The organism is Neobacillus sp. NPDC097160 (assembly GCF_044762155.1).
GTDB lineage: Bacteria > Bacillota > Bacilli > Bacillales > Cytobacillaceae > Neobacillus.
The window spans coordinates 113,790-139,622 of the sequence record NZ_JBIWDU010000008.1 but is presented as its reverse complement, the minus strand read 5'-3'; the positions used below and the strand labels follow the sequence as shown (position 1 = coordinate 139,622).

General features: G+C 40.0%; 23 protein-coding genes and 1 other annotated feature. Of the genes, 18 read left to right on the top strand and 5 right to left on the bottom strand.

Going from position 1 to position 25,833, the window contains the following annotated elements; translation table 11 throughout:
- Window positions 1–4: 4 nt before the first annotated feature.
- Window positions 5–493, bottom strand: coding sequence for a LiaF transmembrane domain-containing protein (locus tag ACIQXV_RS13295; RefSeq protein WP_402959535.1), 489 nt, complete (start codon window positions 491–493; stop codon window positions 5–7).
- 254 nt (window positions 494–747) lie between these two features.
- Between ACIQXV_RS13295 and hemA the strand changes: the two genes are divergently transcribed.
- From hemA to ysxE, 8 genes are all read left to right on the top strand, one after another.
- On the top strand, window positions 748–2,091 hold the full coding sequence (gene hemA, locus ACIQXV_RS13290; protein ID WP_402959533.1) for a glutamyl-tRNA reductase: 1,344 nt from the start codon (window positions 748–750) through the stop codon (window positions 2,089–2,091).
- 12 nt (window positions 2,092–2,103) lie between these two features.
- Window positions 2,104–2,937, top strand: coding sequence for a cytochrome c biogenesis protein CcsA (ccsA, locus tag ACIQXV_RS13285; protein ID WP_402959531.1), 834 nt, complete (start codon window positions 2,104–2,106; stop codon window positions 2,935–2,937).
- Window positions 2,938–2,955: 18 nt separating this feature from the next.
- Entirely contained in the window at window positions 2,956–3,891 is a 936-nt protein-coding gene (gene hemC, locus ACIQXV_RS13280; protein WP_402959529.1) for a hydroxymethylbilane synthase, read from the top strand.
- Complete coding sequence (locus tag ACIQXV_RS13275; protein ID WP_402959527.1) at window positions 3,888–4,667, top strand: uroporphyrinogen-III synthase; 780 nt, start codon at window positions 3,888–3,890, stop codon at window positions 4,665–4,667. The genes hemC and ACIQXV_RS13275 overlap by 4 nt, the downstream gene beginning before the upstream one ends.
- A 132-nt stretch (window positions 4,668–4,799) precedes the next feature.
- Entirely contained in the window at window positions 4,800–5,780 is a 981-nt protein-coding gene (hemB, locus tag ACIQXV_RS13270) for a porphobilinogen synthase (protein ID WP_402959525.1), read from the top strand.
- Between the two features lie 25 nt (window positions 5,781–5,805).
- Window positions 5,806–7,092 carry a glutamate-1-semialdehyde 2,1-aminomutase gene (gene hemL / locus ACIQXV_RS13265; protein WP_402959523.1) on the top strand — a complete coding sequence of 429 codons (1,287 nt, stop codon included), beginning with the start codon at window positions 5,806–5,808 and terminating at the stop codon, window positions 7,090–7,092.
- A gap of 374 nt (window positions 7,093–7,466) precedes the next feature.
- On the top strand, window positions 7,467–8,576 hold the full coding sequence (spoVID, locus tag ACIQXV_RS13260; protein WP_402959521.1) for a stage VI sporulation protein D: 1,110 nt from the start codon (window positions 7,467–7,469) through the stop codon (window positions 8,574–8,576).
- An 87-nt stretch (window positions 8,577–8,663) separates the two neighbouring features.
- Window positions 8,664–9,701 (top strand): spore coat protein YsxE, encoded by a 1,038-nt coding sequence (gene ysxE, locus ACIQXV_RS13255; RefSeq protein ID WP_402959519.1) that lies wholly within the window; start codon window positions 8,664–8,666, stop codon window positions 9,699–9,701.
- A gap of 20 nt (window positions 9,702–9,721) precedes the next feature.
- Here the strand turns inward: ysxE and ACIQXV_RS13250 are convergent, their stop codons facing one another.
- Window positions 9,722–9,913 (bottom strand): hypothetical protein, encoded by a 192-nt coding sequence (locus ACIQXV_RS13250; RefSeq protein ID WP_402959518.1) that lies wholly within the window; start codon window positions 9,911–9,913, stop codon window positions 9,722–9,724.
- A gap of 153 nt (window positions 9,914–10,066) precedes the next feature.
- Window positions 10,067–10,302 (top strand) — a binding site (T-box leader).
- A gap of 43 nt (window positions 10,303–10,345) precedes the next feature.
- On the opposite strand from ACIQXV_RS13250, the gene ACIQXV_RS13245 reads away from it, so the two are divergent.
- The 3 genes from ACIQXV_RS13245 (at window position 10,346) to ACIQXV_RS13235 (ending at window position 16,563) form a co-directional block, all read left to right on the top strand.
- The gene (locus ACIQXV_RS13245; RefSeq protein ID WP_402959516.1) at window positions 10,346–12,988 is read left to right on the top strand and encodes a valine--tRNA ligase; all 2,643 of its coding nucleotides are present in this window, start codon (window positions 10,346–10,348) and stop codon (window positions 12,986–12,988) included.
- A 411-nt stretch (window positions 12,989–13,399) separates the two neighbouring features.
- Window positions 13,400–14,722 (top strand): bifunctional folylpolyglutamate synthase/dihydrofolate synthase, encoded by a 1,323-nt coding sequence (locus ACIQXV_RS13240; protein ID WP_402959514.1) that lies wholly within the window; start codon window positions 13,400–13,402, stop codon window positions 14,720–14,722.
- Window positions 14,723–14,841: 119 nt separating this feature from the next.
- Window positions 14,842–16,563, top strand: coding sequence for a sensor domain-containing diguanylate cyclase (locus tag ACIQXV_RS13235; RefSeq protein ID WP_402959512.1), 1,722 nt, complete (start codon window positions 14,842–14,844; stop codon window positions 16,561–16,563).
- 56 nt (window positions 16,564–16,619) lie between these two features.
- On the opposite strand, the gene ACIQXV_RS13230 is transcribed toward ACIQXV_RS13235, so the two are convergent.
- The 3 genes from ACIQXV_RS13230 to ACIQXV_RS13220 are packed head-to-tail and all read right to left on the bottom strand — an operon-like array spanning window position 16,620 to window position 18,401.
- The gene (locus tag ACIQXV_RS13230; RefSeq protein ID WP_402959510.1) at window positions 16,620–17,495 is read right to left on the bottom strand and encodes a hypothetical protein; all 876 of its coding nucleotides are present in this window, start codon (window positions 17,493–17,495) and stop codon (window positions 16,620–16,622) included.
- A gap of 12 nt (window positions 17,496–17,507) precedes the next feature.
- Window positions 17,508–17,960 (bottom strand): PilW family protein, encoded by a 453-nt coding sequence (locus ACIQXV_RS13225; RefSeq protein ID WP_402959508.1) that lies wholly within the window; start codon window positions 17,958–17,960, stop codon window positions 17,508–17,510.
- A 3-nt stretch (window positions 17,961–17,963) separates the two neighbouring features.
- Window positions 17,964–18,401, bottom strand: a complete 438-nt coding sequence (locus ACIQXV_RS13220; RefSeq protein ID WP_402959506.1) for a PulJ/GspJ family protein — start codon at window positions 18,399–18,401, stop codon at window positions 17,964–17,966.
- A 156-nt stretch (window positions 18,402–18,557) separates the two neighbouring features.
- Between ACIQXV_RS13220 and ACIQXV_RS13215 the strand changes: the two genes are divergently transcribed.
- From ACIQXV_RS13215 to ACIQXV_RS13185, 7 genes are all read left to right on the top strand, one after another.
- Window positions 18,558–19,142, top strand: a complete 585-nt coding sequence (locus ACIQXV_RS13215) for a hypothetical protein (protein ID WP_402959504.1) — start codon at window positions 18,558–18,560, stop codon at window positions 19,140–19,142.
- Between the two features lie 24 nt (window positions 19,143–19,166).
- A complete protein-coding gene (locus ACIQXV_RS13210) occupies window positions 19,167–20,498 on the top strand; it encodes a VanW family protein (protein WP_402959502.1) in 1,332 nt (443 codons plus the stop codon).
- A 15-nt stretch (window positions 20,499–20,513) separates the two neighbouring features.
- The gene (locus tag ACIQXV_RS13205) at window positions 20,514–22,175 is read left to right on the top strand and encodes a GspE/PulE family protein (protein ID WP_402959500.1); all 1,662 of its coding nucleotides are present in this window, start codon (window positions 20,514–20,516) and stop codon (window positions 22,173–22,175) included.
- Window positions 22,176–22,187: 12 nt separating this feature from the next.
- The gene (locus ACIQXV_RS13200) at window positions 22,188–23,237 is read left to right on the top strand and encodes a type IV pilus twitching motility protein PilT (RefSeq protein ID WP_402959498.1); all 1,050 of its coding nucleotides are present in this window, start codon (window positions 22,188–22,190) and stop codon (window positions 23,235–23,237) included.
- Window positions 23,230–24,447 (top strand): type II secretion system F family protein, encoded by a 1,218-nt coding sequence (locus ACIQXV_RS13195; RefSeq protein WP_402959496.1) that lies wholly within the window; start codon window positions 23,230–23,232, stop codon window positions 24,445–24,447. The genes ACIQXV_RS13200 and ACIQXV_RS13195 overlap by 8 nt, the downstream gene beginning before the upstream one ends.
- Before the next feature lie 135 nt (window positions 24,448–24,582).
- Entirely contained in the window at window positions 24,583–25,071 is a 489-nt protein-coding gene (locus ACIQXV_RS13190; protein WP_402959494.1) for a type II secretion system protein, read from the top strand.
- Window positions 25,071–25,823, top strand: coding sequence for a prepilin peptidase (locus ACIQXV_RS13185; RefSeq protein ID WP_402959492.1), 753 nt, complete (start codon window positions 25,071–25,073; stop codon window positions 25,821–25,823). Before ACIQXV_RS13190 ends, ACIQXV_RS13185 begins: the two co-directional genes overlap by 1 nt.
- Window positions 25,824–25,833 lie beyond the last annotated feature (10 nt).

The window sequence follows — 25,833 nt, the reverse complement described above, 5'->3', positions numbered from 1 at the left end:
GCGGTTATTTTTTTCTTTTTAGTAGAAAATAAATACCAACAACAATTAAAAGGGCGGGCCAAAATTTCCAAATAAAATTCATTCCGTTTTGCAGCAAACCAAAATATCCGGCAATTTTATCATAAAATAGCAGCAGCACTGCTAAAATAAGAAAAAGGAATGCTTGCAACAGACCATTGTTTGTTTTTTGAAAGCGAAGAAAAAAGCCAATTGAAATGATGAGGATTAACATACCAATCGTATTCGTGGGCCAGAATGATAAATGACCTGAAAAATGGAAATGAAGACCAAATCCGCTCATAATGACTCCAGGTAGAATGGCTTCGTATTCCCTTGCTGAATAGCCTTGACCTAAAAAGGCAATCCCGACAATGATAAGCAATGTCGGCCAAGTAAAAAATGCTTGAAAAAGCGTAATGCCTGTTTGCTGTAATAAAAAGTAAGCCCCAAATCCGATTAGAATAATCCCAGGGAAAATTCGTTGATTTTTCATTGAAACACCACTTCCAATAAGGTTCACTTGAATCTCATTCATTTTTTTGATACTGTACATAGGGAAGTAATTTGTTTTTTTTAGTATAAAATTATAATACAAAATCCGACTTGGCAAGCTATTCGGAAAGTTTTACTATATCTTATCACATAGTTTCGTTTTCTGTTCACATTTTTCGGGCAAAAGTCGAAATTGCTCGTGATATAATCGTACTAGTTAATACTGTAATCTTATTGGGGGTGTACTTAACTAAAATGCATATTGTAGTCGTTGGTCTTAACTATAAAACTGCCCCTGTTGAAATCCGTGAGCGGTTGACATTCAATGAAGCCGATCTTGTGGATGCGATAAAAAAGTTAAACTCTAAAAAAAGCATCCTAGAAAATATCATCTTGTCTACATGTAATCGAACAGAAATTTATGCGGTTGTCGATCAGCTACATACTGGCCGCTATTATATAAAAGAATTTCTGTCTGAATGGTTCGGATTGGAACAAACGGAATTTTCACCGTTTCTTTTCGTTTATGAGGACGATGGTGCGGTAGAACATTTATTCAATGTGACTTGCGGACTCAGCTCAATGGTTTTAGGGGAAACCCAAATCCTTGGACAGGTGCGAACAAGCTTTATGCTGGCACAGCAGGAAGAAACAACTGGATCGGTGTTTAACCATTTGTTTAAACAAGCTATTACTGTGGCCAAACGCGGTCATTCAGAAACAGATATTGGTGCCAATGCCGTTTCTGTCAGCTATGCAGCAGTAGAATTGGCGAAGAAAATCTTCGGTTCCCTTGCGAATAAGCATGTGTTAATTTTCGGAGCGGGAAAAATGGGCGAACTCGCAGCTCAAAACCTGCATGGCAATGGTGTTAAAAAAGTAACAGTCATCAATCGTACGTATGATAAAGCAAAGGTACTCGCAAATCGTTTTAACGGTGAAGCAAGAACTTTAGCGGATTTAGAGCAGTCTCTCGTGGAAGCAGATATCCTGATCAGCTCAACGGGTGCAAAGGGCTTTGTTATTTCAAAAGAAACGATAGCAAAAGTGGAGAAAAAGCGCAGAGGTAAACCATTATTCATGGTTGATATTGCCGTACCAAGGGACTTGGATCCAAAAATCGCCGAACTCGAAAACGTCTTTTTATACGATATTGACGACTTAGAGGGTATTGTCGAGGCCAACCTTCATGAACGCCAGAAAGCCGCTGCAAAAATCAGACTCATGATTGAAAAGGAAATTGTCGACTTTAATCAATGGCTTGGTATGCTTGGAGTGGTTCCGGTTATTTCTGCACTTAGGGAAAAGGCCCTTGCGATTCAGACCGAAACAATGGTTAGTTTGGAAAGAAAGCTGCCAAACCTTTCTGATCGCGATATAAAAGTGTTAAATAAGCATACAAAAAGCATTATTAACCAGCTTTTAAAAGATCCCATCTTACAAGCGAAAGAATTGGCGGCAAGACCGGATGCAGATCAGGCAATGGAATTCTTTATGAAAATATTTAATATTGAAGAACTTGTTCAGGAACAACATTCGAAAGCAGCCGAAACAAATAAAATGCCGGTTAGAGAAGTCCAGGCTTCTTTTCAGTCATAAGGGGCCCGGGTTATGTTTGACCTACTTATGACAAGGCTTCATGAATTAACCGTTGTTCTATATGCCTTCAGTGTGTTGTTATATTTTTTCGACTTCATTCACCATAACCGGAAGGCAAACCGTATTGCCTTCTGGTTACTTGCATTTGTATGGATTTTGCAAACGGTTTTCCTAGCGATCTATATGACGAAAACAGGCAGGTTCCCTGTACTAACCATCTTCGAGGGCCTCTATTTTTATGCCTGGGTATTAGTAACATTGTCAATTGGTATAAATCATTTATTACGGGTCGATTTTATCGTCTTTTTTACAAACATCCTTGGCTTTACCGTCATGGCGATCCATACTTTTGCACCGATGCAATACCATTCGCATATCATGGCCAAGCAGCTTGTGTCTGAATTGCTTTTAATCCATATTACGATGGCGATTTTATCCTACGGGGCATTTTCACTATCCTTTGTTTTTTCAACATTATACCTGCTTCAATATGATTTATTAAAACGGAAAAAATGGGGTACACGCCTTGTCCGGCTGGCGGATTTAGAAAAACTCGAAAAATCATCTTACATATTGGCTGTCATTGGTGTTCCAATGCTGCTCCTAAGCTTAATCTTAGGCCTGCAGTGGGCATTCCTCAAGGTTCCCGGGATGCCTTGGTACGATATGAAAATTATCGGTTCGTTCCTGTTACTTACGGCATACAGTATTTATTTGTATCTAAGAAGTGTGAAAAATCTATCAGGAAAAAAATTAGCCCTTTGGAATTCCGCATCATTTTTAATCGTTTTAATTAACTTTTTCTTATTTGGTCAATTATCATCATTTCATTTATGGTACTCGTAACCACCTTAGGAGGCAGTCATGCGAAAAATTATTGTTGGTTCTAGAAGAAGCAAACTGGCGTTAACACAAACAAATTGGGTGATGGATCAGCTTAAACAGATTGACCCATCATTCGAATTTGAAGTCAAAGAAATTGTTACAAAAGGGGATAAAATTCTCGACGTAACCCTTTCCAAGGTTGGCGGCAAGGGGCTATTTGTAAAGGAAATCGAGCAGGCAATGCTTGATAAAGAGATTGATATGGCGGTCCATAGTATGAAAGACATGCCTGCTGTTCTTCCTGAAGGGTTGACGATTGGCTGTATTCCTTTCCGTGAGGATCACCGTGACGCCCTGATTTCAAAAGGCCATGTGAAATTAAAAGATTTAAAGCCAGGTGCAATCATCGGTACAAGCAGCCTTCGCCGCAGTGCACAGCTGTTGGTGCAGCGCCCGGATTTAGAGATTAAATGGATTCGTGGAAACGTTGATACGAGATTAGCAAAATTAGAGACAGAAGAATACGATGCGATTATTTTAGCGGCAGCAGGCCTTTCCCGTCTTGGCTGGGCGAGCGACGTTGTAACGGAGTTCCTTGATGCCGATATTTGTATCCCGGCAGTCGGCCAAGGGGCATTATCAATTGAATGCCGTGAAGATGATAAAGAACTGCTTGAACTGTTTGATAAATTTACTTGTAAAAAGACAGAAAGAGCGGTTCGTGCCGAGCGTGCCTTCCTGCAAAAAATGGAAGGTGGATGTCAAGTACCAATTGCCGGCTTCGCTCGTGTAGAAGAAAATAATGAAGTCGTGTTAAATGTATTAGTTGCTTCTCCTGAAGGTCATGATGTCTTCAAGGAAGAACTTCGCGGGCAAAATCCGGAAGAGCTTGGGATCCAGGCTGCCGATTTATTAATCGAAAGAGGAGCTAAGGACCTGATTGATAGGGTTAAACGGGAGCTCGAGGGTCAATGATAAAATCCTTACCTTTGCTTGATAAAAAAGTTCTTGTTCCAAGAGGAAAAGATCAAGCGAAATCCTTTTCTGATTTGGTTGAAAGGTACGGAGGGACTCCAGTGGAAATCCCTCTAATCGCCTTTCGTCCAATTGAAAAAAATCAGCGCCTTCAAGACTGTTTGAAGGCCCTTGATACATATGACTGGATTATTTTCACCAGCAACGTCACGGTGGAAACCTTTTTTTCTTTTTTTGATGGCGGTGCAGCGCGTCTTCCAAGGATTGCTGTAATCGGGAAAAAGACTGACGAGGTGTTGCATTGCAGGGGGCTTCATGCCGACTTTGTTCCGTCTGCTTATGTGGCGGAGTCTTTTGTTGAAGAATTTTTGCCGCTTATTGATCGTGGTACACGGGTGCTGCTACCAAAAGGAAATCTTGCCCGTGAATATATTGCCAGTGCTTTAACTGAAGCTGGTGCTGTGGTGGACGAGGTAGTTATCTATGAAACATACATGCCGGAAGAAAGCCGTGTGAAGCTGTTTCAGATGTTGGCTGATCACCAGCTAGATATCCTCACGTTTACAAGTCCATCGACTGTCGACCATCTGATGGATGTTGTTAGGGAAAATGGTCTGGTGCAGCAGCTGCGGCACTGTGTGATTGGCTGCATCGGGCCGATAACCGAAAAAAAGTTACATGATTATGGGTTGGCGGTGCATGCATCTCCGGAGGAGTACACCGTGAAAGAAATGATGAAAAGCTTGATAGCCTTTTTAGAAAAAACTAGCGGGTGAATGGGGCTGCTGATTGGATGAGGTTATGCGCTGATTGGGGGAGCGATCCGCCAATTGGGAGAGGTTATGCGCCAATTGAGACCGGTTATCCGCCAGTAAAAGCAATGTTACTTATTTTAGGGGGTAAATATAATGGATTTACAATTTTCACGGCATCGCCGTTTACGCTCAAGTGCCAGTATGCGCTCACTTGTAAGAGAAAATCACTTAAAGCCAGAGGACTTTATATATCCGCTGTTTATTTATGAAGGTGAAAATATCCGTAATGAAGTATCCTCCATGCCTGGTGTTTTCCAAGTATCGATGGATAATCTTAAAGCAGAAATGGATGATATCGTCGCACATGGAATTAAGTCTGTTTTGTTATTCGGCATCCCGAAAACGAAAGATGCATGTGGAGAGCAGGCCTATCATGACCATGGAATCGTCCAAGTAGCAACGCGATATATTAAAGAAAACTATCCGGATATCATTATTGTAGCTGATACATGCTTATGTGAATACACAGACCATGGGCATTGTGGAGTGGTTGAAGGGGAGAAGATCCTTAACGATGAGTCTTTAGAATTACTTGTAAAAACAGCAGTTGCCCAAGCAAAAGCGGGTGCTGACATTATTGCCCCATCCAACATGATGGACGGCTTCGTTGCAGCCATTCGTGCCGGGTTGGATGAAGCTGGGTTTCAAGACATTCCAATTATGTCCTATGCCGTTAAATATGCTTCAGCTTTCTACGGTCCATTCCGTGAGGCCGCAGAGGGTGCACCGCAATTTGGCGATCGTAAAACCTATCAAATGGACCCTGCTAACCGGATGGAAGCATTTAGAGAAGCGGAATCAGATGTTCAAGAGGGCGCTGACTTTTTAATTGTGAAACCAGGTATGCCATACCTTGACATTGTTCGTGATATGAAAAATACTTTTAACCTGCCTATCGTTATTTACAATGTAAGCGGTGAATATGCAATGGTTAAAGCAGCAGCCCTTAACGGTTGGATTGATGAGAAAAAGACTGTGCTTGAAATGCTGATTGGAATGAAGCGTGCAGGAGCAGACCTCATCATTACATACGCTGCAAAAGATGCGTGCCGCTGGCTAAAAGAGGAAGAATAAACATTATCTGAAAAGAGGGAATAGAATGCGTTCGTATACTAAATCGATTGAAGCATTTAAAGCAGCCCAAAACCTAATGCCCGGCGGTGTAAACAGCCCGGTGCGCGCCTTTAAATCCGTAAATATGAGTCCTATTTTTATGGAAAGAGGCAAAGGGTCAAAGATTTATGATATTGATGGCAATGAATATATTGATTACGTGCTTTCATGGGGGCCGCTCATTCTCGGACACTCTAATGACCGTGTTGTCGAGGCGCTGAAAAAAACTGCGGAACAAGGTACAAGCTTTGGTGCTCCAACATTATTAGAAAACAAGGTGGCACAGCTTGTGATTGAACGTGTGCCATCCATCGAAGTGGTACGGATGGTTAACTCGGGAACTGAGGCAACGATGAGTGCCCTTCGTTTAGCACGAGGCTATACCGGCCGCAACAAGATTTTAAAATTTGAAGGATGTTACCATGGTCACGGTGATTCCTTATTGATTAAAGCCGGTTCTGGTGTTGCTACACTTGGTTTGCCTGACAGCCCTGGGGTACCAGAAGGGACCGCATCAAACACAATCACCGTGCCTTATAATGACCTTGAAAGTGTCAAATATGCTTTTGAACAATTTGGCGACGATATTGCGTGTATCATCGTTGAGCCTGTTGCCGGAAACATGGGCCTTGTCCCACCGCTTCCAGGATTCTTAGAAGGTTTACGTGAAATTACTTCTTCAAACGGTTCATTACTTATTTTCGATGAAGTGATGACCGGTTTCCGCGTAGGGTATAATTGTGCACAAGGCTATTTTAATATAACACCAGATATTACCTGCCTTGGAAAAGTAATCGGCGGAGGGCTTCCTGTTGGAGCTTATGGCGGTAAAGCAGAAATCATGCAGCAAATCGCTCCAAGCGGCCCAATTTATCAAGCAGGAACCCTTTCAGGGAACCCATTAGCGATGACTGCAGGTCTCGAAACATTAAGCCAATTAACACCGGAACATTATAAAGAGTTTATCCGTAAAGGCGACTTGCTTCAAAAAGGATTTGAAGCAGCTGCGGAAAAATATGATATTCCTATTACTTTCAATCGCGCTGGGTCGATGATTGGTTTCTTCTTTACAAACGAAGCCGTCATCAACTATGAAAAAGCAAAAACCTCTAATTTGGAATTCTTTGCCGCATATTATCGCGAAATGGCAAACCAAGGGGTATTCTTACCGCCTTCACAATTCGAAGGTCTGTTCCTATCTACTGAGCATTCAGATGAGGACATTGAAAAGACCATTCAAGCAGCTGAAGTTGCTTTTTCTAAGCTTAAATAATACAAATTTTAATAAAAGTTACCTAAGCCAGGCTCGCCGCCTGGCTTTTTGCTGTCAATTTGTTACTTGAATTCGGGGTGACGAGTAAACGAGTAAATCCAGAATTTAGACGAGTAAATCATAAGAAGAGGTGGCCGGCGACGAATCTAGGCTTGAAAAATCCTAAAAATGGTAACTAAAAAGCTGTTTGGCGGTATTCCGGCCCAAATCGGCGGAAACTCCCACCAGCTAGTACTCCATACCACTAAGTATCCTCAAAACTCCAATTCTTTTTCCCATCAACAATACGTTTTTTATCATAAATAAAAACCTTTCTTCATAGAGTGTAAGTGACATAGTGATTTTGCGTGGAGGATACGAAAGGAGGAGTCGCTTTGTCCCAGGAGAATCAATCGTGCCTGCGATTTTCCTTGGAGGAGTCGCTGTGGTTTAGAAAAGGACAGGAAGTCGAAGAGCTTATTTCGATTTCCCTAGACCCCGACATCACCATCCAGGAAAACGATCAGTACGTAACCATACGTGGTTCGCTGGAACTCACCGGCGAATATAAAAGTTACGAAGCAAGCGATGCCAGCGAAAATGAAGGTTTTACCTCTCAAAAATTTGTCGAGAGGGTAGCAGAACTTGAAGAGGAAGGAAGCTGTGAATTTTCACATCGATTCCCCGTTGATATCACGATTCCGAACAATCGGATACAGAGCATTTATGATATCGACGTCCTCGTAGAGTCATTTGATTACTCCCTGCCTGAGCGGAGTTGCTTGAAGCTTTCGGCAGAGCTGACCATCAGCGGATTATACGGAAGCGAGCAGCAACAGCAGCAACAGCAGCAAGAAGAACCGGAGTATGAAGTACTTCACCGTTCTGAATCAGGATACGAAGAAGAAGAGGCAGGGGTTGAACAGCCCACAGTTCAAAGCAGCTACCAAAATAACTTCTTGTTCGAAGCAGAGGCAAGAAAACCGCAAGAAGAAGAACCAGTTGAGGTATTACCAAAATTCCCGACCTTCAACTACCAGCCACAGGAAGAAGAAGAAGACTATGAGCCTGCTTGGAATTTCCAAGAAGGAAGAAGTGAAGGCAGCAAGCATGTTGAGGTGGAAATAGAACAGGAAGTTGTAGTAGAAATTGAGCCGGAGCACCACCACCATCATCACCATCATCATCATCAAGTGGAAAAACATCCGGTTGAAGAAGAAAGTTCTTCTTCCTCTTCCGATGATATGATTAAAAAGGTAAAGAAAAAGCTGTCCGGTAAAAAGAAGAGTATGACGCTGACAGAGTTTTTTGCCCGGAAGGATGAAAATACCGGTCAAACAAAATTAAAGGTATGCATCGTGCAAAAGGGTGATACCGTTGATAGTTTGGCAGACCGTTATGACGTCTCGGCTCAAAACCTCCTCCGCGTCAACAATCTAGAACTGAATCAAGATGTATTCGAAGGTCAAGTATTATATATTCCAGGAGCTCTTGCGAAAAAATAATCGAATGACGAAAAGGTGAGCGGGTTTCTTTGACCTGCTCTTCTTTTAAAAGAACCCCCCTCTGCTTGGAAAGAGAGTTGAAATCACATGAGTGACTTGAATCGACTAGAATCCGTTTCACCGATTTTAAAAAATTACTTTATTGAACCTTATTTTGTTGAAGATTTTGGCATCGTCCAAAAAATTTATTCAAACAAAGGAACCTTTGCTCTAAAAAAAATCCCGCCAAACATCGGGACGGATTTCATCCGCCATGTTCACCTCCTATACCAAAAGGGGTTTAACCGCATCGTGCCGATTTATCCGACAATGGATGGCAGGTATGCCGTTTTACATGAGAATAATCTTTATTACCTCATGCCATGGATGCCGAACGATCAAAAAGAAGACCGAGAGCACAAAAGCCAACAGCTTTTCCGAGAATTAGCGAGGCTCCATACCCTTTCTTCCAAAGAAATTACAGTCAGCAAAGAAGAACGAACAGAGCACTATGAAAAGACGATTCAACAGCTTGATAAACACCAAGAATTCCTTGATGGCTTCATTGATGAATGTGAAAAAAAGACCTATATGTCGCCCTTTGAATTGCTTTACTGCTTATATTACAACGAAATAAATCAGGCACTGCGCTTTTCCAAATCAAAATTTGAAGAATGGTATGAAAATACAAAGGAAAGCGATAAGGCACGAATGGTGATTACCCACGGCAAATTGTCATCAGAACATTTTCTCTTTGATGACAGGGGCTATGGCTTTTTCATTAATTTTGAAAATGCCCGGTACGGTTCGCCGATTCATGATCTCCTGCCCTATTTATCACGGGCCTTAAATACCAGCCCAAAACGGAACGATACGGCCCTTGACTGGGCATATCATTATTTTAAATACTTCCCTTTTAAAGAAGATGAAAAATTATTATTCAACAGCTATTTAGCCTTGCCGATTCCCATCATGCAAGTGGCGGAAAGCTATTACCGCAAACAGAGGCCAAAAAATGAAATGAAATTTGTCCGCCAGCTGCAGCACCGCTATTGGCATTTAAAAAATTCCGAGTATATTGTCATGCGGATGACGGAAATTGAAAATCAGCAGAAACAAGTAAAAGAAGGAGCCCAGCCGCAGTAGTCACCTGCAAAATGGGCTCCTTAAATAATTTCAAAGTAAATGGAAATGGCGATAAAAATAAAAAACGATAACAATAACACATCAAAAACTGTTGGTAAAAAAATCGTCCGAATAAATTGAAAAATCACAAACGGAATAATTAATTGTCCGCAAAATCTCCGAAACGTTCGAAACCAGGGTCGGTGTTTGTAATTATTAAAATTTCTCTTCACTGAAACCCCCCCTAAAAACCCATTTATCTATGTATATTCAAAATACCCAGTTTGTTCCCTTAAATTATGCATATAGTATAAAATATAAAAAATTTGGCCATCCTGATTGACGTCCATCCCCTTTTTTGGGTAGTATAACAATATAATTTAAAAACTAAAGCAAAGACAGGGAAGAGTACGATGCCATCCTGCTTAAAGAGAGGGAAATCATTAGCTGAAAGGTTTCCTATGAGGAACATCAGAACGTCGCCCATGAGCTTCTTCTGCGAAAAGGCCAAGAGCCCCAGTAGTTGAAGACGGATGAAATCCGTTATCTGATTTAAGAGCCAATCATGTTTTTTGATTGGAAAAAAGGTGGTACCGCGAAGCAAACTCCATTCGTCCTTTTATGACGAATGGGGTTTTTTTACGTTTAACGAAGGAGGAATTTAAATGGAAACAAAGGAATTAACAATGCCAACTAAATACGACCCGCAATCGATTGAAAAAGGTCGTTATGAATGGTGGTTAGAGGGTAAATTTTTCGAGGCAAAAGATGATGAAGGCAAGCAGCCATATACCATCGTAATCCCACCGCCAAATGTTACCGGGAAACTTCATTTAGGCCATGCATGGGACACAACCTTGCAAGATATCATTACCCGTATGAAGAGAATGCAGGGCTATGACGTTCTCTGGCTTCCTGGTATGGATCATGCTGGAATTGCGACACAAGCGAAGGTTGAAGAAAAGCTTCGGAACGAAGGCAAAAGCCGTTACGATTTAGGACGTGAAAAGTTCGTTGAGGAGACATGGAAGTGGAAGGAAGAATATGCTTCACACATTCGTCAGCAGTGGGCAAAATTAGGTCTAGGTCTTGACTACAGCCGTGAACGTTTTACCCTTGATGAAGGCTTATCAGACGCTGTCAAAGAAGTATTTGTTACCCTTTATAAAAAAGGCCTCATTTACCGCGGCGAATATATTATTAACTGGGATCCTTCCACAAAAACTGCGTTATCTGACATCGAGGTAATTTACAAGGATGTTCAAGGTGCTTTTTATCATATGAGATATCCATTAGCAGACGGATCCGGTCACATTGAGATTGCGACAACACGTCCGGAAACGATGCTTGGGGATACGGCCGTTGCAGTTCATCCGGAAGATGATCGTTACAAACATTTAATTGGAAAAACCGTTATCCTGCCAATCGTAGGCCGCGAAATTCCAATCGTCGGTGATGATTATGTCGATATGGATTTCGGTTCAGGGGCGGTTAAAATTACCCCAGCACACGACCCGAATGACTTCGAAGTGGGTAATCGCCACAATCTTGAGCGCGTTCTTGTGATGAATGAAGATGGTTCAATGAATGCAAAAGCAGGTAAATACCAAGGCTTAGACCGCTTTGAATGCCGTAAGCAAATTGTCAAAGATCTTCAAGAATTAGGGGTTCTTTTCAAAATTGAAGATCATCTGCATTCCGTTGGACACTCCGAACGAAGCGGTGCGGTTGTTGAACCATACCTTTCAACCCAATGGTTTGTAAAAATGCAGCCGCTCGCTGACGAAGCGATTGCCCTGCAAAACAAAGAGAATAAAGTAAACTTTGTACCTGATCGTTTTGAAAAAACGTACTTGCGCTGGATGGAAAATATTCGTGACTGGTGTATTTCGAGACAGCTTTGGTGGGGCCATCGAATTCCGGCTTGGTACCACGAGGAAACAGGTGAAGTATATGTTGGTCTTGAAGCACCTGCGGATGAAGAGAACTGGAACCAGGATAATGATGTATTGGATACATGGTTCAGCTCAGCATTATGGCCTTTTTCGACTATGGGCTGGCCAAACCAAGAAGCTGCAGATTACAAACGCTATTTCCCAACAGGTGCCCTTGTGACCGGCTATGACATCATCTTCTTCTGGGTATCACGGATGATTTTCCAAAGCATCGAATTTACCGGCGAACGTCCATTTAAAGATGTACTTATTCACGGACTCGTTCGTGACGAGCAAGGACGCAAGATGAGTAAGTCACTTGGTAACGGTGTGGACCCAATGGATGTCATTGAAAAATACGGTGCCGATGCATTACGTTACTTCTTGTCAACCGGAAGCTCTCCAGGCCAGGACTTACGCTTCAGTTTTGAAAAAGTAGAATCAACCTGGAACTTCGCTAATAAAATTTGGAACGCCTCCCGTTTTGCCTTAATGAATATGGATGGCATGACATACGAAGAAATTGATTTTAGCGGTGAAAAATCGGTTGCTGACAAGTGGATTTTAACTCAACTAAATGAAACCATTGAACATGTGACAAGACTTTCCGAACGCTATGAATTCGGTGAAGTAGGCCGTGCGTTATACAACTTTATCTGGGATGACTTCTGTGATTGGTATATCGAAATGGCGAAGCTGCCGTTATACGGTGAAGACGAAGCGGCTAAGAAAACAACCCGTTCGATTCTTGCCTATGTATTAGACAACACAATGCGTTTGCTGCATCCGTTCATGCCGTTCATTACCGAGGAAATTTGGCAAAACCTTCCTCACAATGGCGAATCGATTACGGCAGCAGCATGGCCGACAGTAAAACCTGAACTTTCTGATGAGCAAGCCGCCCAGGAAATGAAGCTTCTGATGGAAATGATACGCTCTGTACGGAATATCCGTGCCGAAGTAAACACGCCAATGAGCAAGAAAATTAAAATGCTGGTTAAAGCGAAGGATGGTGCCGTTCTAAAAGCGATTGAAAATAACCGCAGCTATATTGAACGTTTCTGTAATCCGGAAGAATTGCAAATGGGTATTGACATCGAAGTACCTGAAAAAGCAATGACCGCCGTTATTACAGGGTTAGAAATCATCCTGCCGCTTGAAGGCTTGATCAACATCGATGAAGAAATTGCCCGTCTTGAAAAAGAATACGAAAAATTAAATAAAGAAGTTGATCGAGTTCAAAAGAAATTAAGCAATGAAGGCTTTATGAAAAAAGCACCTGAAAGTGTGGTTGCAGAGGAACGTGCCAAAGAGCAAGATTATCTCGAAAAGAGAAACATTGTCGAGGCACGGATTAAAGAGTTAAGAGGATAATTGAGTATTGTGAGGCGGATTCAGCAATGGATTCGTCTCGTTCTATGAAAATCTTTTGAAAAACGAACAAGAGCCCGTTGTGAGCGGTCCGATTTTACGCGGGGAAACAATATATCGGCGAATTTTTGGAGTTTATCGGCGAATCTGAGCAATTTATCGGCGAATTTTCGATTTTATCGGCGAATTTTCCAGTTATATCGGCGAATCCAGAAATGGATTCGTCTCATCTGATGAAGAACCAATCAAAATGGTGTTTGAACGACCCAAATTTACATGTAAAAACAATATATCAGCGGTTTTCAGTAGTTTATCAGCGAATCCGAGCACTATATCAGCGGATTTTCAATTTTATCAGCGAATTTTCCACTTATATCAGCGAATTATATAAAATAAATGGGGGTGTTACACATAATGTTTACTACATATAAAGAAGCCCTGGACTGGATTCATGCGCGGCTAAGACTTGGAATAAAGCCTGGTTTGAAACGAATGGAATGGATGATGGACAAGCTCGACAATCCTGAAAATAAGATGAAGGCTGTCCATGTTGGCGGGACAAATGGCAAAGGTTCAACAGTTACCTTTTTACGCTCAATTCTGGAAGCTGGGGGATATACGGTTGGTACGTTTACCTCACCATATATTGAACAATTTAACGAGCGGATTAGTATTAATGGAAAACCAATCAGCGACGAAGAAATTTTACTGTTGGCGAACGTTATTCGTCCATTGGCTGATGACTTGGAGGAAACCGAGCTTGGCGGCCCAACTGAATTTGAAGTCATTACCGCAATGGCGTTCTATTATTTTGCCAATGTAACTAAAGTTGACATCGTTATTTTTGAAGTAGGTCTTGGGGGGCGATTTGATTCCACCAATATTATTCAACCACTCGCCTCGATCATTACCAACATCGGTCTCGATCACACCAATATCCTTGGCAACACGTATGAGGAAATTGCTTTTGAAAAGGCTGGAATTATTAAAGAGAAGACACCAATATTTACAGCGGTTAAACATCCAGGGGCGCTAACGGTTATCGAAGAGCAGGCTGATGAGAAGTCAGCGCCAATTTACAGATTAAATCGGGAATATGCAATTAGCGGATATGAATCACTAGCAAGAGGCGAAAAATTCACATTAGAAACTCAGCTCCAACCAATAAAACAGCTAGAGATTAACATGATCGGCCAGCATCAAACTGAAAACGCGTCACTTGCCGTCTTAGCTGCCCAATATTTAAAGGAAAAAGGCTTATTCACGGTAACTGAGCAAGCAATTCGAGTCGGATTAATGCGGGCGTATTGGCCCGGAAGATTTGAAGTACTCTCAGAAAACCCTCTCGTTATCATTGATGGTGCACATAATGAGGAAGGAATAACCGCGTTAACACATGAACTATCAACCAGGTTCGCTGACCGAAATATTCATATTGTATTTGCGGCATTAACCGATAAAAAGCTTGACGAAATGATCGGCAAGCTTGATCATATTGCCAACCAGATTTCATTTGTCAGCTTTGATTTTCCTCGTGCCGCCAAAGCGGAACAATTGCTCAACATAAGCCAATCGCAGAACAAACTAGCAGTCGACAATTGGCAGTCCTATCTCTTAGAAGAAATGAAAATGCTGGAAGCGAATGACATATTGGTAGTGACAGGTTCTCTCTACTTTATTTCAGAGGCCAAACCAAAGATATGTAAATTTCTGAAAAATATAACCATTTCCTTATGACAAGTTTTATTATAAATGGTAAAATAATATTATCTTGAATTAAAAGTGTTTGAATTTTATTTCCATGGTAAATGGTGGCGTAGAACGCCATATGAGTCTTGTCTGTGAGGGGGATTAAGATGGATGTAAAACCGCAAATGAAACAAGCAATATTTCTTGTATGGCTGCTAATGGTTCCAGCAGGTTTGTGGTTTACCTATAACACTTATCCCCCTGATATCTCTGGGCATTGGATCGATATTTTGGCCTTTTTGCTATTAACCTCAATCGTAGCCACCATGCCGATTGTTATTAATAACATGTTTATTTTTTTGATCCAATGGGTAGCGCTTGCTACCTTTTTACGCTTTGGTTTATTTGTCGAAATCGTTTTTGCCCAAATAGCTGTTGTTGTCTTACTTCTCAAGCTAAGAATACTGCGTAAGGGAGAATTATTTCGGCTGCCGCTTAATTTAAATATGTTCTTTCTCGTTTCGTTTATCAGCGGAATGTTCTATTACTATCTTGGCGGGCAGCCAGGCCCTAGTTTAACCCATGATACCCGTTCATTATGGCTCGCGGCCCTATATGTTGTCGTAAACTATTTATTAAATCAAATCATTATTTCTTGTAATCTTTATTTTATTTATAAAATTAAAGAATCCTATTTTGGGAAGGATTTTTTCGTCGAAACGATTACAACGATCATCACATTCCCCATCGGTTTTGTTTTATACATCCTTTATCATCAGGTAGGGATATTAGCACTCTTATTTGTGGGAATTCCATTTGTCAGCCTATCGATTGTCTTTAATCTCTATTATTCTAGTCAAAAAATTAATGAGAATTTGAAAAAAGCGGCGGAAATTGGCCATCAAATGGCCGAGCGTCTGTATGTAAATGATGTCCTTGACCTGTTTATCCAGAAACTTAGTGAAATGCTTCCCGTTGATTATGCCTATATACTGGAGGCTGACGGCGATGAGCTCCAATTGATTCGCCGGATGGAGGCAGGAGCGGTGATGCCAAACGAAATCCTTTCATTGAAAAAAAACGAAGGGATTAGCGGAATGGTTTGGGCGAAACAAAAGTCCTTCTTATTTACATCAAGGAAAGAATGGCAGCAGTATGCAGCGGACAACATTCCAAATGATGTCGAAAGTATGATAGGCGTGCCGATTATGAGAAGTAAAAAGCTAATCGGTGTGTTATTGCTTGCTTCCAAGCGAAAACGTGCCTATGAAAAATCCCAGCTGATGATTATCGACATTCTTTGTTCACATTTTGCGGTAGCAATAGAAAACGCTAACAATTATGAACAAACCAAAAGGCAAAGTGAACACTGCGCCTTAACAAACCTTTATAATTACCGCTACTTTGAAACGATGCTGACCGAGGAGTTCGAAAAACTAAATAGGTTCGAGCGACAAATGCTTTCCCTAGTCATCCTGGATATCGACCACTTTAAACAAATTAATGATACCTATGGCCACCAAAGTGGAAATGAAATTCTCCGCGAACTCGCCAGCAGGTTAAGTAAGCTGGTCGGCGGCCGGGGAACTGTAGCGCGATACGGCGGCGAGGAATTTGTCGTGCTTTTACCGGATCTATCGAAAGAAGAGACCTATCAAATGGCTGAACAAATAAGAAAAATGATTTCTAATTGGCCATTTACCCTTCAACAAACCATGGATTTAGACAAACCGCAGCAAAAAGTAATGATTACAGCCTCGATTGGGATTGCAACAGCACCTGAGGATGCCGAGGATTCATTAGCATTGATTCGTCATGCAGACAGGGCGTTGTATGTCGGGGCGAAGCGGGCTGGAAGGAATCGGGTTGCGGAGTATTCGTCGTGTTAATTTGCTAGACTCTCAATATAAAAAAGCTGCCGGTTCCATTTGAACTGGCAGTTTTTTTAGTATTTTACTTTTATACCTTTATTGGCATCAAAAAACCAATCACTAGTAGAAGGTTTTGAACAAGTATTCTTTGCAATCGGATAATCAACTAATTTATTATTGGCATCTATTTTATATGTTTTACCCGTAATGCAAATTCGAACACCATTGTCTTGGATAAAAATATCTTTTCCAAAAATTGCATCTCCTGTAATGTTAAGTTTTGCCGAACCGGCCAATTTCAAATCTGTAAAATAGGCATTCCCATCAATCTTCAAGGTATGGTTTCCTTGAATTTGAATAAAGCTGCTAAAATAAGTTGAAGCATTATAAGGTGTTAATTTTGAGGGTGGGTTTAAATATAATGACCTACTCTCATTAATAGCATAGGCAGTTTTTGCTGGGTTTTGTTGACCAGCGTTACTAACTCCTGAAATTTTATCAATTGTAAAAAAACCGTTAATTGTTGCTGATTGTGATCCTGACATACCTTTGCTTTCAAAGTTAATGATCATCTTATTGGCAACAGATTTATCAATTGTTTTAAAGGTAATTTCAAATTTGTTAGTGGCTGTATCGACTTCAACTGGAAGAACACTCGTTTGTAATACTGCTAGTAGATCGCCGTAAAAATATTCATCAAAAGTTTTAGCGGTTGATTTTGCCAGTTTGTCTCTTGCGCTTGCTTTGGCACTTGTAATATATCTCGTAACGACAGGTTGATAATAAGTAATCCCCATTTCTGCAATATCTATCATTTTATTTCGAGTATCGGTTTTGTTCAATTGTGCTCTAGTTGTTAATGCAGCACTACTTAATGTAAGTACTGCAATCATGGTTACTGATATAATAATTAAAACGAGAATCAGAGTATAGCCTTTTTCATTTTTCAAAATGATTCCCCCTTAATATTGTTTAATGACTGTTTCTATTTCATAAGACTGTCCTTGTTGATTATAAAGTTTAATGTAAATGTAAAGTGGATCCGCGGTATAAATGGTTTTTTCACCCGAAAACTCACTGCCGTCAATTTTTAAAATAATATTAAGACCTTCTTTTTGTAATTCGGTAGTAGGGCTGGAAACACCAATATAGGCTTTTTTCGTAGTAGAGTCATACTTTAATTTATAAATCTCTTTACCATTCGCATCAAAAGTGTGGAGAGCTTCCTTTTGATGATAGTTTCGTATCGTAGCTAATAAAAGATTGGCTTCTTGGTTTAAATTAACTTTTTCAGAAATATTCTTGTAGTTTTTATTTGAACTTATTAATATGCCATAAACAACACTTGAAATGATAAGAAGTATTGAAACAGCAGCTAAAAGTTCTATTAATGTGATCCCATTTTGATTTTTCATATTTCACCTGCGAATATAAGTGTAAGTTTCAGATTTGCTCCCCTTATTTTTAGGATCCTCTACTATTATCTTAAACATAATCAGATTTTCTGAACTATTATTTGTGATAATGGCACTAAAGTTATAATTTGTAGCAATTGTATCATCCAATAATTGGTTAATATTTGCAGCCGATAATGTTTTGGGTTTATTAAGGACATTCCCACTTGCATCAATGAAGGAATTATCTAGTAAATCTTGTTTAGTTAAATCGACTTCTATCATGTTTATTATTTTTTGAGCTGTTTGCATTGTATCCAGTTTTTGTTCGTTTTTCTTGGTAAATAATGCTGACTGGGTAAAAAAGCCCATAAAAGAAGTCGAAATTATCGCCAATAATACTATGGAGACAAGGACTTCTATTAACGTAAGTCCTTGTTGGCTTTTGAAATTTTCCTTCATAAAAATTCTCCGCCTTCTTTTAAAATACTTAATAGTATTATACAATATTTAGTAGGCAAATTTTGTCTAATATTATAAGAAATCGCCCAAAAAGTTAATTCTTTGAAAGAAATTGTAGTTTAATAGTAAGAAAGGTATGAAAAGGGGAGTGAAAGAATGCAAACGATTGTATGGGCCATAAGTTCTATGGCTGGACTTATGTTAATCATATCTTTTTTACCTTTAGGATACACCTTAAAAGGGAAGTTTTTTATTGTATTTGTTAGTTTTATTTTATCACTTGGTGGACTTGCTGCAGCCTCTACCTTTCCGATGTGGCAAACAGCCATCATTCTGTTCGGACTTATCTTTTTTACGTCATATTTTATGAACAACCGTATGGGCAACTTAATCATCAAAGAAAACCCTATTTATGAGGAAGTATTGGAAGAAAAATTTGATCATCCCAGTACATCAATGAATGTAATGGAAATAGATGAGGAAATAGTGGTGTCTGATTCTTTCTATCAAGAAACTCGGAGTAAAGAGAAGGAGCAAGAGCAAGGGGATTTGCAGGAAGATATCCAAGATTTATCACCAATCGCCATAGATGTGAAAGTTCAAGAACAAAATAGGGATACAGAGGCTACATTTGATGACTCCCTTTTCGATTTCCTGCTTGCCCAAAATGAAGTAGCTTCAGAAAATAAAGAAGTCTTAGATAAAATGGACGTTAAGGAAAAGGTAAGTTTACAAAAGTAAAAGGTACCTGGGGAGGCATGGAGTTTGGGTAAAAATCAGCAAATGATAAAATTATTTGTTGTATTGTTCATCGGTACTGCATTTATTTTTAGTTTCTCCCATTATGGTGCTAAGGCATTTGAAAAAATGACAAATCCGAATGGGAAATACTCTGACGGTACCACAATCGGGGCGTTAGATGTTTCCGGAATGGGTGAAGAAGATGCAAAAAGTTTGTTAGAGGAAAAATATCTTCACTGGCTTAAAGATACAACCATGGAACTGCAATATGGGGAAAAAACGGCTCCATTTGAGTTAAACCAATTCCATTTAGATTCACAACGAACAGTGAGCTCCATTAAGGACGGAGAAAATAATCCTGCGTTTATTACTGTTGACAAATTACAGGTTGGAGAACAAGTCAAAATTCTCTTTCCACAAATAAACAACAGTGACCTTGACTTAGATAAACTCCTGAAAAGTTTAAATGAAACAGCGTCACATTTTAAGGTCGGTACTTATACCTTTAATTTTTATAATGATTATTTTTTAGCAGAACATACAAAGGATGCAGTGCTTAATGTAGCGGTTGTTGAAATGAAAAATGTTCCAGTTGATTTACGAACTTTAATTGAAAAAAAACCGACAATTCAGTTTCCGGAAGAATCAACGTTTTCACTGCTGGAGTTTGCGAGGGAACAAAAGATAGCCAATGCCGATGCATTGAATATAATCGCAACAGGAATTTATCAGGCTATCTTACCTTCTAATTTCGCAATTGCGGAGCGAAACATTGGCAGCACACTTCCAGGTTATGCTAAGTTGGGATATGAAGCAAAGGTTAATCAAAGTAAAATGGCTGATTTAGTCATATCGAATCCAAATAAAGCAAAGTATCTTCTAGAATTAAAGTTGGAAAACAACCAGTTAAAGGTTACGTTGAAAGGTGAACAGTTTATCTACGAGTATAAAATTACCTCAAAGGATGAACAGCAGTTAAAGCCTAAGACGATTATTCAATATAGTCCCCTGCTTCTTCCAGGAAAAACAAAGATTCAAACAAAAGGTTTGGACGGGCAAATGCTCAGGATATACCGGGAAGTCTATCAAGGCAGTCAGTTGCTAAAAATGGAATTGATCTCGGAGGACTATTATCCGCCAGTTTTCCAAGTGGAAGTCCACGGACTAGAAAAAAGTCAGCAAGATACGAACCAAACCACTGGAATAGAAGGACCCCAGCCAGGGACAACAAATAATAACCAAACGACCACTAATTCCGATTCAAATAGCACCCAAACACCGTCACAGACTGGAACCGGACAGCAGAATTCAAATGACAGCGACTTATGGGGAAAGCCAAATGAACAACCAAAATAAAAGCAGGGATGTTAAATGAGGCAATTACGAAAGCGACTAGGTGATTTGTTAATTGAAGAAGGATTAATTACATCTGGTCAGCTAGAAACGGCAATAAACGAAAAAGCTCCGAGTCAAAAACTAGGGGAAACCCTCATTCAAAGGGGGTATATAACAGAACAACAGTTAGTCGAAGTGCTGGAATTTCAACTTGGTATTCCACACGTCAGCCTTTTTCATTACCCATTTGATACGAGTCTTTTTTCCCTTATACCGAAAGAGTTAGCGAGAAGGAATTTAATTATTCCGTTAAAAAGGGAAGGAAATAAGCTTTTCGTAGCAATGGCAAATCCAATGGACTTTATCGTCATCGATGATTTACGTTTATCAACAGGGTTTCATATTGAGGCAGCGATTGCGACAAAGGACGATATTCTTCGCTCTATCAATAAACATTATGATTCCGATGATGGACTCGATGAATTGCTAGGTGATTTGCCGCAGAATGCCAAGGAAAAAAATGACGATGTCACAGATCAGAACTCACCGATTGTTCGGCTGGTGAATCAGATTTTGACAAATGCGGTTATTCAACGGGCAAGTGATATCCATATCGATCCTCAGGAGACAAGGGTGATTGTCAGATACCGGATTGATGGAGTGTTACGAAACGAAAAAGTTCTTCCTAAGAATATGCAAAGTGTACTAACGGCTAGAATCAAAATTATGTCCAATCTTGATATTACTGAACACAGAATTCCGCAGGATGGGCGGATTAAGATAAATCTTGATTTTCATCCTGTCGATCTTCGTGTATCCACTCTTCCAACCGTTTACGGTGAGAAGATTGTTATGCGTCTCCTTGACATGGCTTCAACGTTAAATGATTTAAATAAATTAGGATTTAATGCTCTTAATATGAAGAGATTTAACGAAATGATTGAAAAGCCGACAGGAATTGTTCTGATTACAGGACCAACGGGCTCTGGTAAATCATCGACCTTATATGCAGCACTCAATAGACTAAACAGTGAAGCAGTTAATATTATTACTATTGAGGATCCTGTGGAGTATCAATTGGAGGGAATTAACCAAATCCAAGTGAACACGAATGTCGGGATGACCTTTGCTGCTGGTTTAAGATCGATTCTTCGCCAAGATCCAAACATCATTATGGTCGGAGAAATTCGTGATAAGGAAACAGCTGAAGTAGCCATCCGTGCTTCCTTAACAGGCCACTTGGTGTTAAGCACCCTTCATACGAATGATTCAATTGGAACTGTCACAAGGCTGATTGATATGGGAGTAGAGCCGTTTTTACTTGCCTCCTCCTTAAGTGGTATTGTTGCTCAGCGCCTTGTGCGGAAAGTGTGTCGTGATTGTGCTGAACTACAAGAACCATCAAAACGGGAAGTAGAGATTTTTGCTAGGCGCGGGATGAAAGTTGAAAAAATATCTCGGGGAAAAGGCTGCCCTTCCTGCAACATGACAGGTTATAAAGGCAGAATTGCCCTTCATGAAGTGCTTGTCATAAATGAAGAAATGAGCCGAGCGATGATGAACGGCGAATCCTTCCAAAAGCTAAAGGAAATGGCGACGAAAAATAAAACAATCTTTTTACTAGATGATGGTTTAATCAAAATAAAACAAGGGTTAACAACCACTGAAGAGGTTTTAAAAGTAGCAATTCTGGAGTAGGAGAACAATACCATGAAAGAAAAAATTGATGCATTCTTACGGGCAGCAGTTGAATATAAGGCATCTGATATTCATTTAACTGTTGGTGTCCCTCCGGTTATGCGAATAAATGGTGATTTAAGAAGGTACGGAACAGATAAATTATTGCCAGATGATACGGAAAGCATGGCTAAAGCGATTATTCCGGAGCATATGTGGGATTCATTTATTGAGAAAGGGGAGCTTGATTTCTCCTATGGTGTCCCAGGGAGTTCCCGTTTCCGTGTAAATGCCTATCATCAGCGGAAAAGTGTATCGATTGCTCTTAGGGTAGTCTCATCTAAGGTACCATCGATAGAAGACCTCCAATTGCCTGACATTGTTACAAAACTGGTGGAGAAACCCTACGGTCTAATTCTTGTCACCGGTCCAACTGGTAGTGGGAAATCAACGACACTGGCATCAATGATTGATTACATGAACAAGACAATGAGGAAGCATATTATTACGTTAGAAGATCCGATTGAATATCTTCATCGTCATGGAAATTCAATTATTGATCAGCGAGAAGTCGGCTTTGACACCGGTACCTACGCAAGTGGTTTAAAAGCGGCACTCAGGCAGGATCCTGATGTTATTCTTGTTGGGGAAATGCGTGATTTAGAAACGATGGCCATTGCGATAACCGCTGCGGAAACAGGGCACCTAGTGTTAGGGACGCTTCATACATCAAGTGCACCGACAACGATTAATCGGATCATCGATGTTTTCCCATCGGGACAGCAGCCGCAAATCCGTATTCAATTGGCATCAGTATTAGTTGGCGTTATTTCGCAGCGGTTATTTCCTACCGCTAATAAAAAAGGTCGAAAAGCGGCCACGGAAATACTGGTTAATAACGCGGCCATTGCAAACCTAATTAGAAATGAAAAGATCCACCAAATCCAGAGCACGATGCAAACGTCCCGGGCCCAGGGGATGCATACGTTAGAAATGAGTATCAAAGATTTAATTGATCGAAATGCGATTCAAAGAGAAGCGGCATCGCAATATTTACATGAAAAGATGTTAATGAATGGCTAGATTTAAATATGCTGGGCGAGACCGAAAAGGAAAACGGCAGGGCACCGTAAATGCAGGTTCTAAGCGTGAAGCCATGATGAAGCTAAAGGAAGATGGGATTCGTGTCATCGAAATGACTGAGGTTCCTGAAACTTTACTGACTAAAGATATTACGCTTGGAAATCCGGTAAAATTACAGGACTTTGTCATCTATTTAAGACAATTTTCTACGTTAATCAAGGCAGGGGTAACAGTCGTTGATGCAACATCTATTTTAGCTGATCAAACTGAAAGTAAAGCCTTAAAAAAGGCATTACTCGATGTGGAGGAGGAATTACGTGAAGGTAATCCTCTATCAGAAGCTGTTGCTAAGCATAAAAAAATATTTAATCAAATGTTTATTAACTTAGTAAAAGCGGGAGAAGTCAGCGGTAATTTGGATGAGACGCTTGAACGGTTGGCGGAGCATTTTGAAAAACAGCGCTTTACAAGGCAGAAAATTATTTCTGCTCTCTCCTATCCGGTAGTAGTTGGCTTTATTGCCATTGCAGTTGTCATCTTTTTGCTTGTTACTGTTGTTCCAACATTTGTAACAATGTTTGATGATATGGGCGGGGAGTTGCCGGCAATCACTAAGTTTGTTCTTGCAACAAGTGGCTTCATGCAGTCCTTTTGGTGGCTTATTGTACTTGCTTTATTTGCAATTGTATTTATCATTACTTATCTTAATAAAAATAATCAGACAAAATATTATTTAGACTATTTTCTTCTGAAAATGCCAATATTCGGCAATCTTTTGCAAAAAGCTGCACTTGCAAGAATGATGAGAACACTTAGTTCTTTATTTTCAAGTTCTGTTCCGATTCTACAATCCATGTCAATTGTTGAAAAAGTTGTTGAAAATGAGGTTTTAGCTAAGATAATTCGAGAATCACGTGATTCACTAGAAAAAGGCCGCTCGATGACTGAACCGATGAAGAAGCATTGGGCCTTTCCACCACTAGTCACTCAGATGATTGCAATTGGGGAAGAGACAGGTGCATTAGATGCTATGCTCTCGAAAATTGCCGAATTCTATGAAAAAGAAGTAGAAACAGGGACAGATCGATTAAAATCGTTAATAGAACCAATCATGATTGTTGTTTTGGCAGGTCTAGTTGGTACAATTGTCACATCTATCATGGTGCCGATGTTTAGCATGTTCGACCAATTCCAACAGATGAATCAATAAAAAGACAAGAAGCCTGAAAGAATGAGTGAAAAAGACAATATACCAATAAATTCTCTTTTCACCCATCTCTCGGTTACTGTATAATACAAGAGACAATATTACTAGGTTCATAGAACCATAAAGGGAGTTGAAAAAATGCTTCAAAAGTTAAAAATGAAGTTAAAAGACCAAAAAGGATTAACATTAATTGAATTACTTGCAGTAATTGTTATTTTAGGAATTATTGCCGCGATTGCAGTACCGTCAATTTTAGGCTTAATCGATAATACTAAGAAAGATGCACACGTTGCAAATGCTCAGCAAATGGTTAATTCAGCAAAAATGGCAATTGCTTCTGATGCAAATTTACAAGAATATCCTATAGCTTTCCTAGATTTGAAATATTTGCAGGACAAAAAGTATTTAGAGACAGTCGAGGATCCAGATAACGAAGGATACAAAATAGGCACAAGTACGGGCGTATTAACTAACCTAACCGAAACAGACGCGGTTTCATTTGTTAAGATTGAAAAGGGAAAAGTAACTGCTGTTAAACTAGTTAATGCTACTAGAGGAGTACAAGATTCAACTAAAAATCCTTTACCTCCTACTGGACTAGTTCGTGGATCTGTAAATCCTAAGTAATGGTAACAATTTTGTTTTTTTATGGAATTATATTAGGTTCTTTTTTTAATGTAGTAAGCTTCAGAGTTCCATTAAAAAAATCAATCATCGTCCCACGTTCAGCTTGTCCAACCTGCGGGCATCAATTAAAAGCATACGAACTAATACCAGTATTTTCATATGTAATTCAACGGGGAAAATGCCACGGCTGCCAGTCGCGGATTTCTCCTATCTATCCAATTTTTGAATTGCTTACTGGCTTATTGTTTATGACAGCACCGTTAGTTGTTGGGTGGTCTTGGGAATTAGTGGTGGCACTTACGCTAATCTCAATGTTTATGATTATCGTGGTTTCTGATATTCACTATATGATCATCCCTGATAAAATTCTGATTTGGTTTGCAGGGATTTTTTTATTGGAACGAATGATTTGGCCGCTTAACCCTTGGTGGGACAGCCTTTTAGGAGCTGTTATAGGATTCACGCTTCTCTTAATTGTCGCTTTTGTCAGTAAAGGCGGGATGGGCGGAGGCGATGTAAAACTGTACGCAGTACTCGGTTTAGTATTAGGTGTAAAACTAGTACTTTTGTCCTTCTTTCTATCTACATTATTTGGAGCTGTTATTGGCGTCTTGGCTTTGCTTTTAAAAATTGTCAAAAGGCGGCAGCCTGTTCCATTTGGACCGTTTATTGCTGCTGGCACATTGGCCGCGTATTATTGGGGATCGGAAATTATTGATTTTTATATACTTTTCCTTAATCAAGGATTTTAACTAAGGGGTT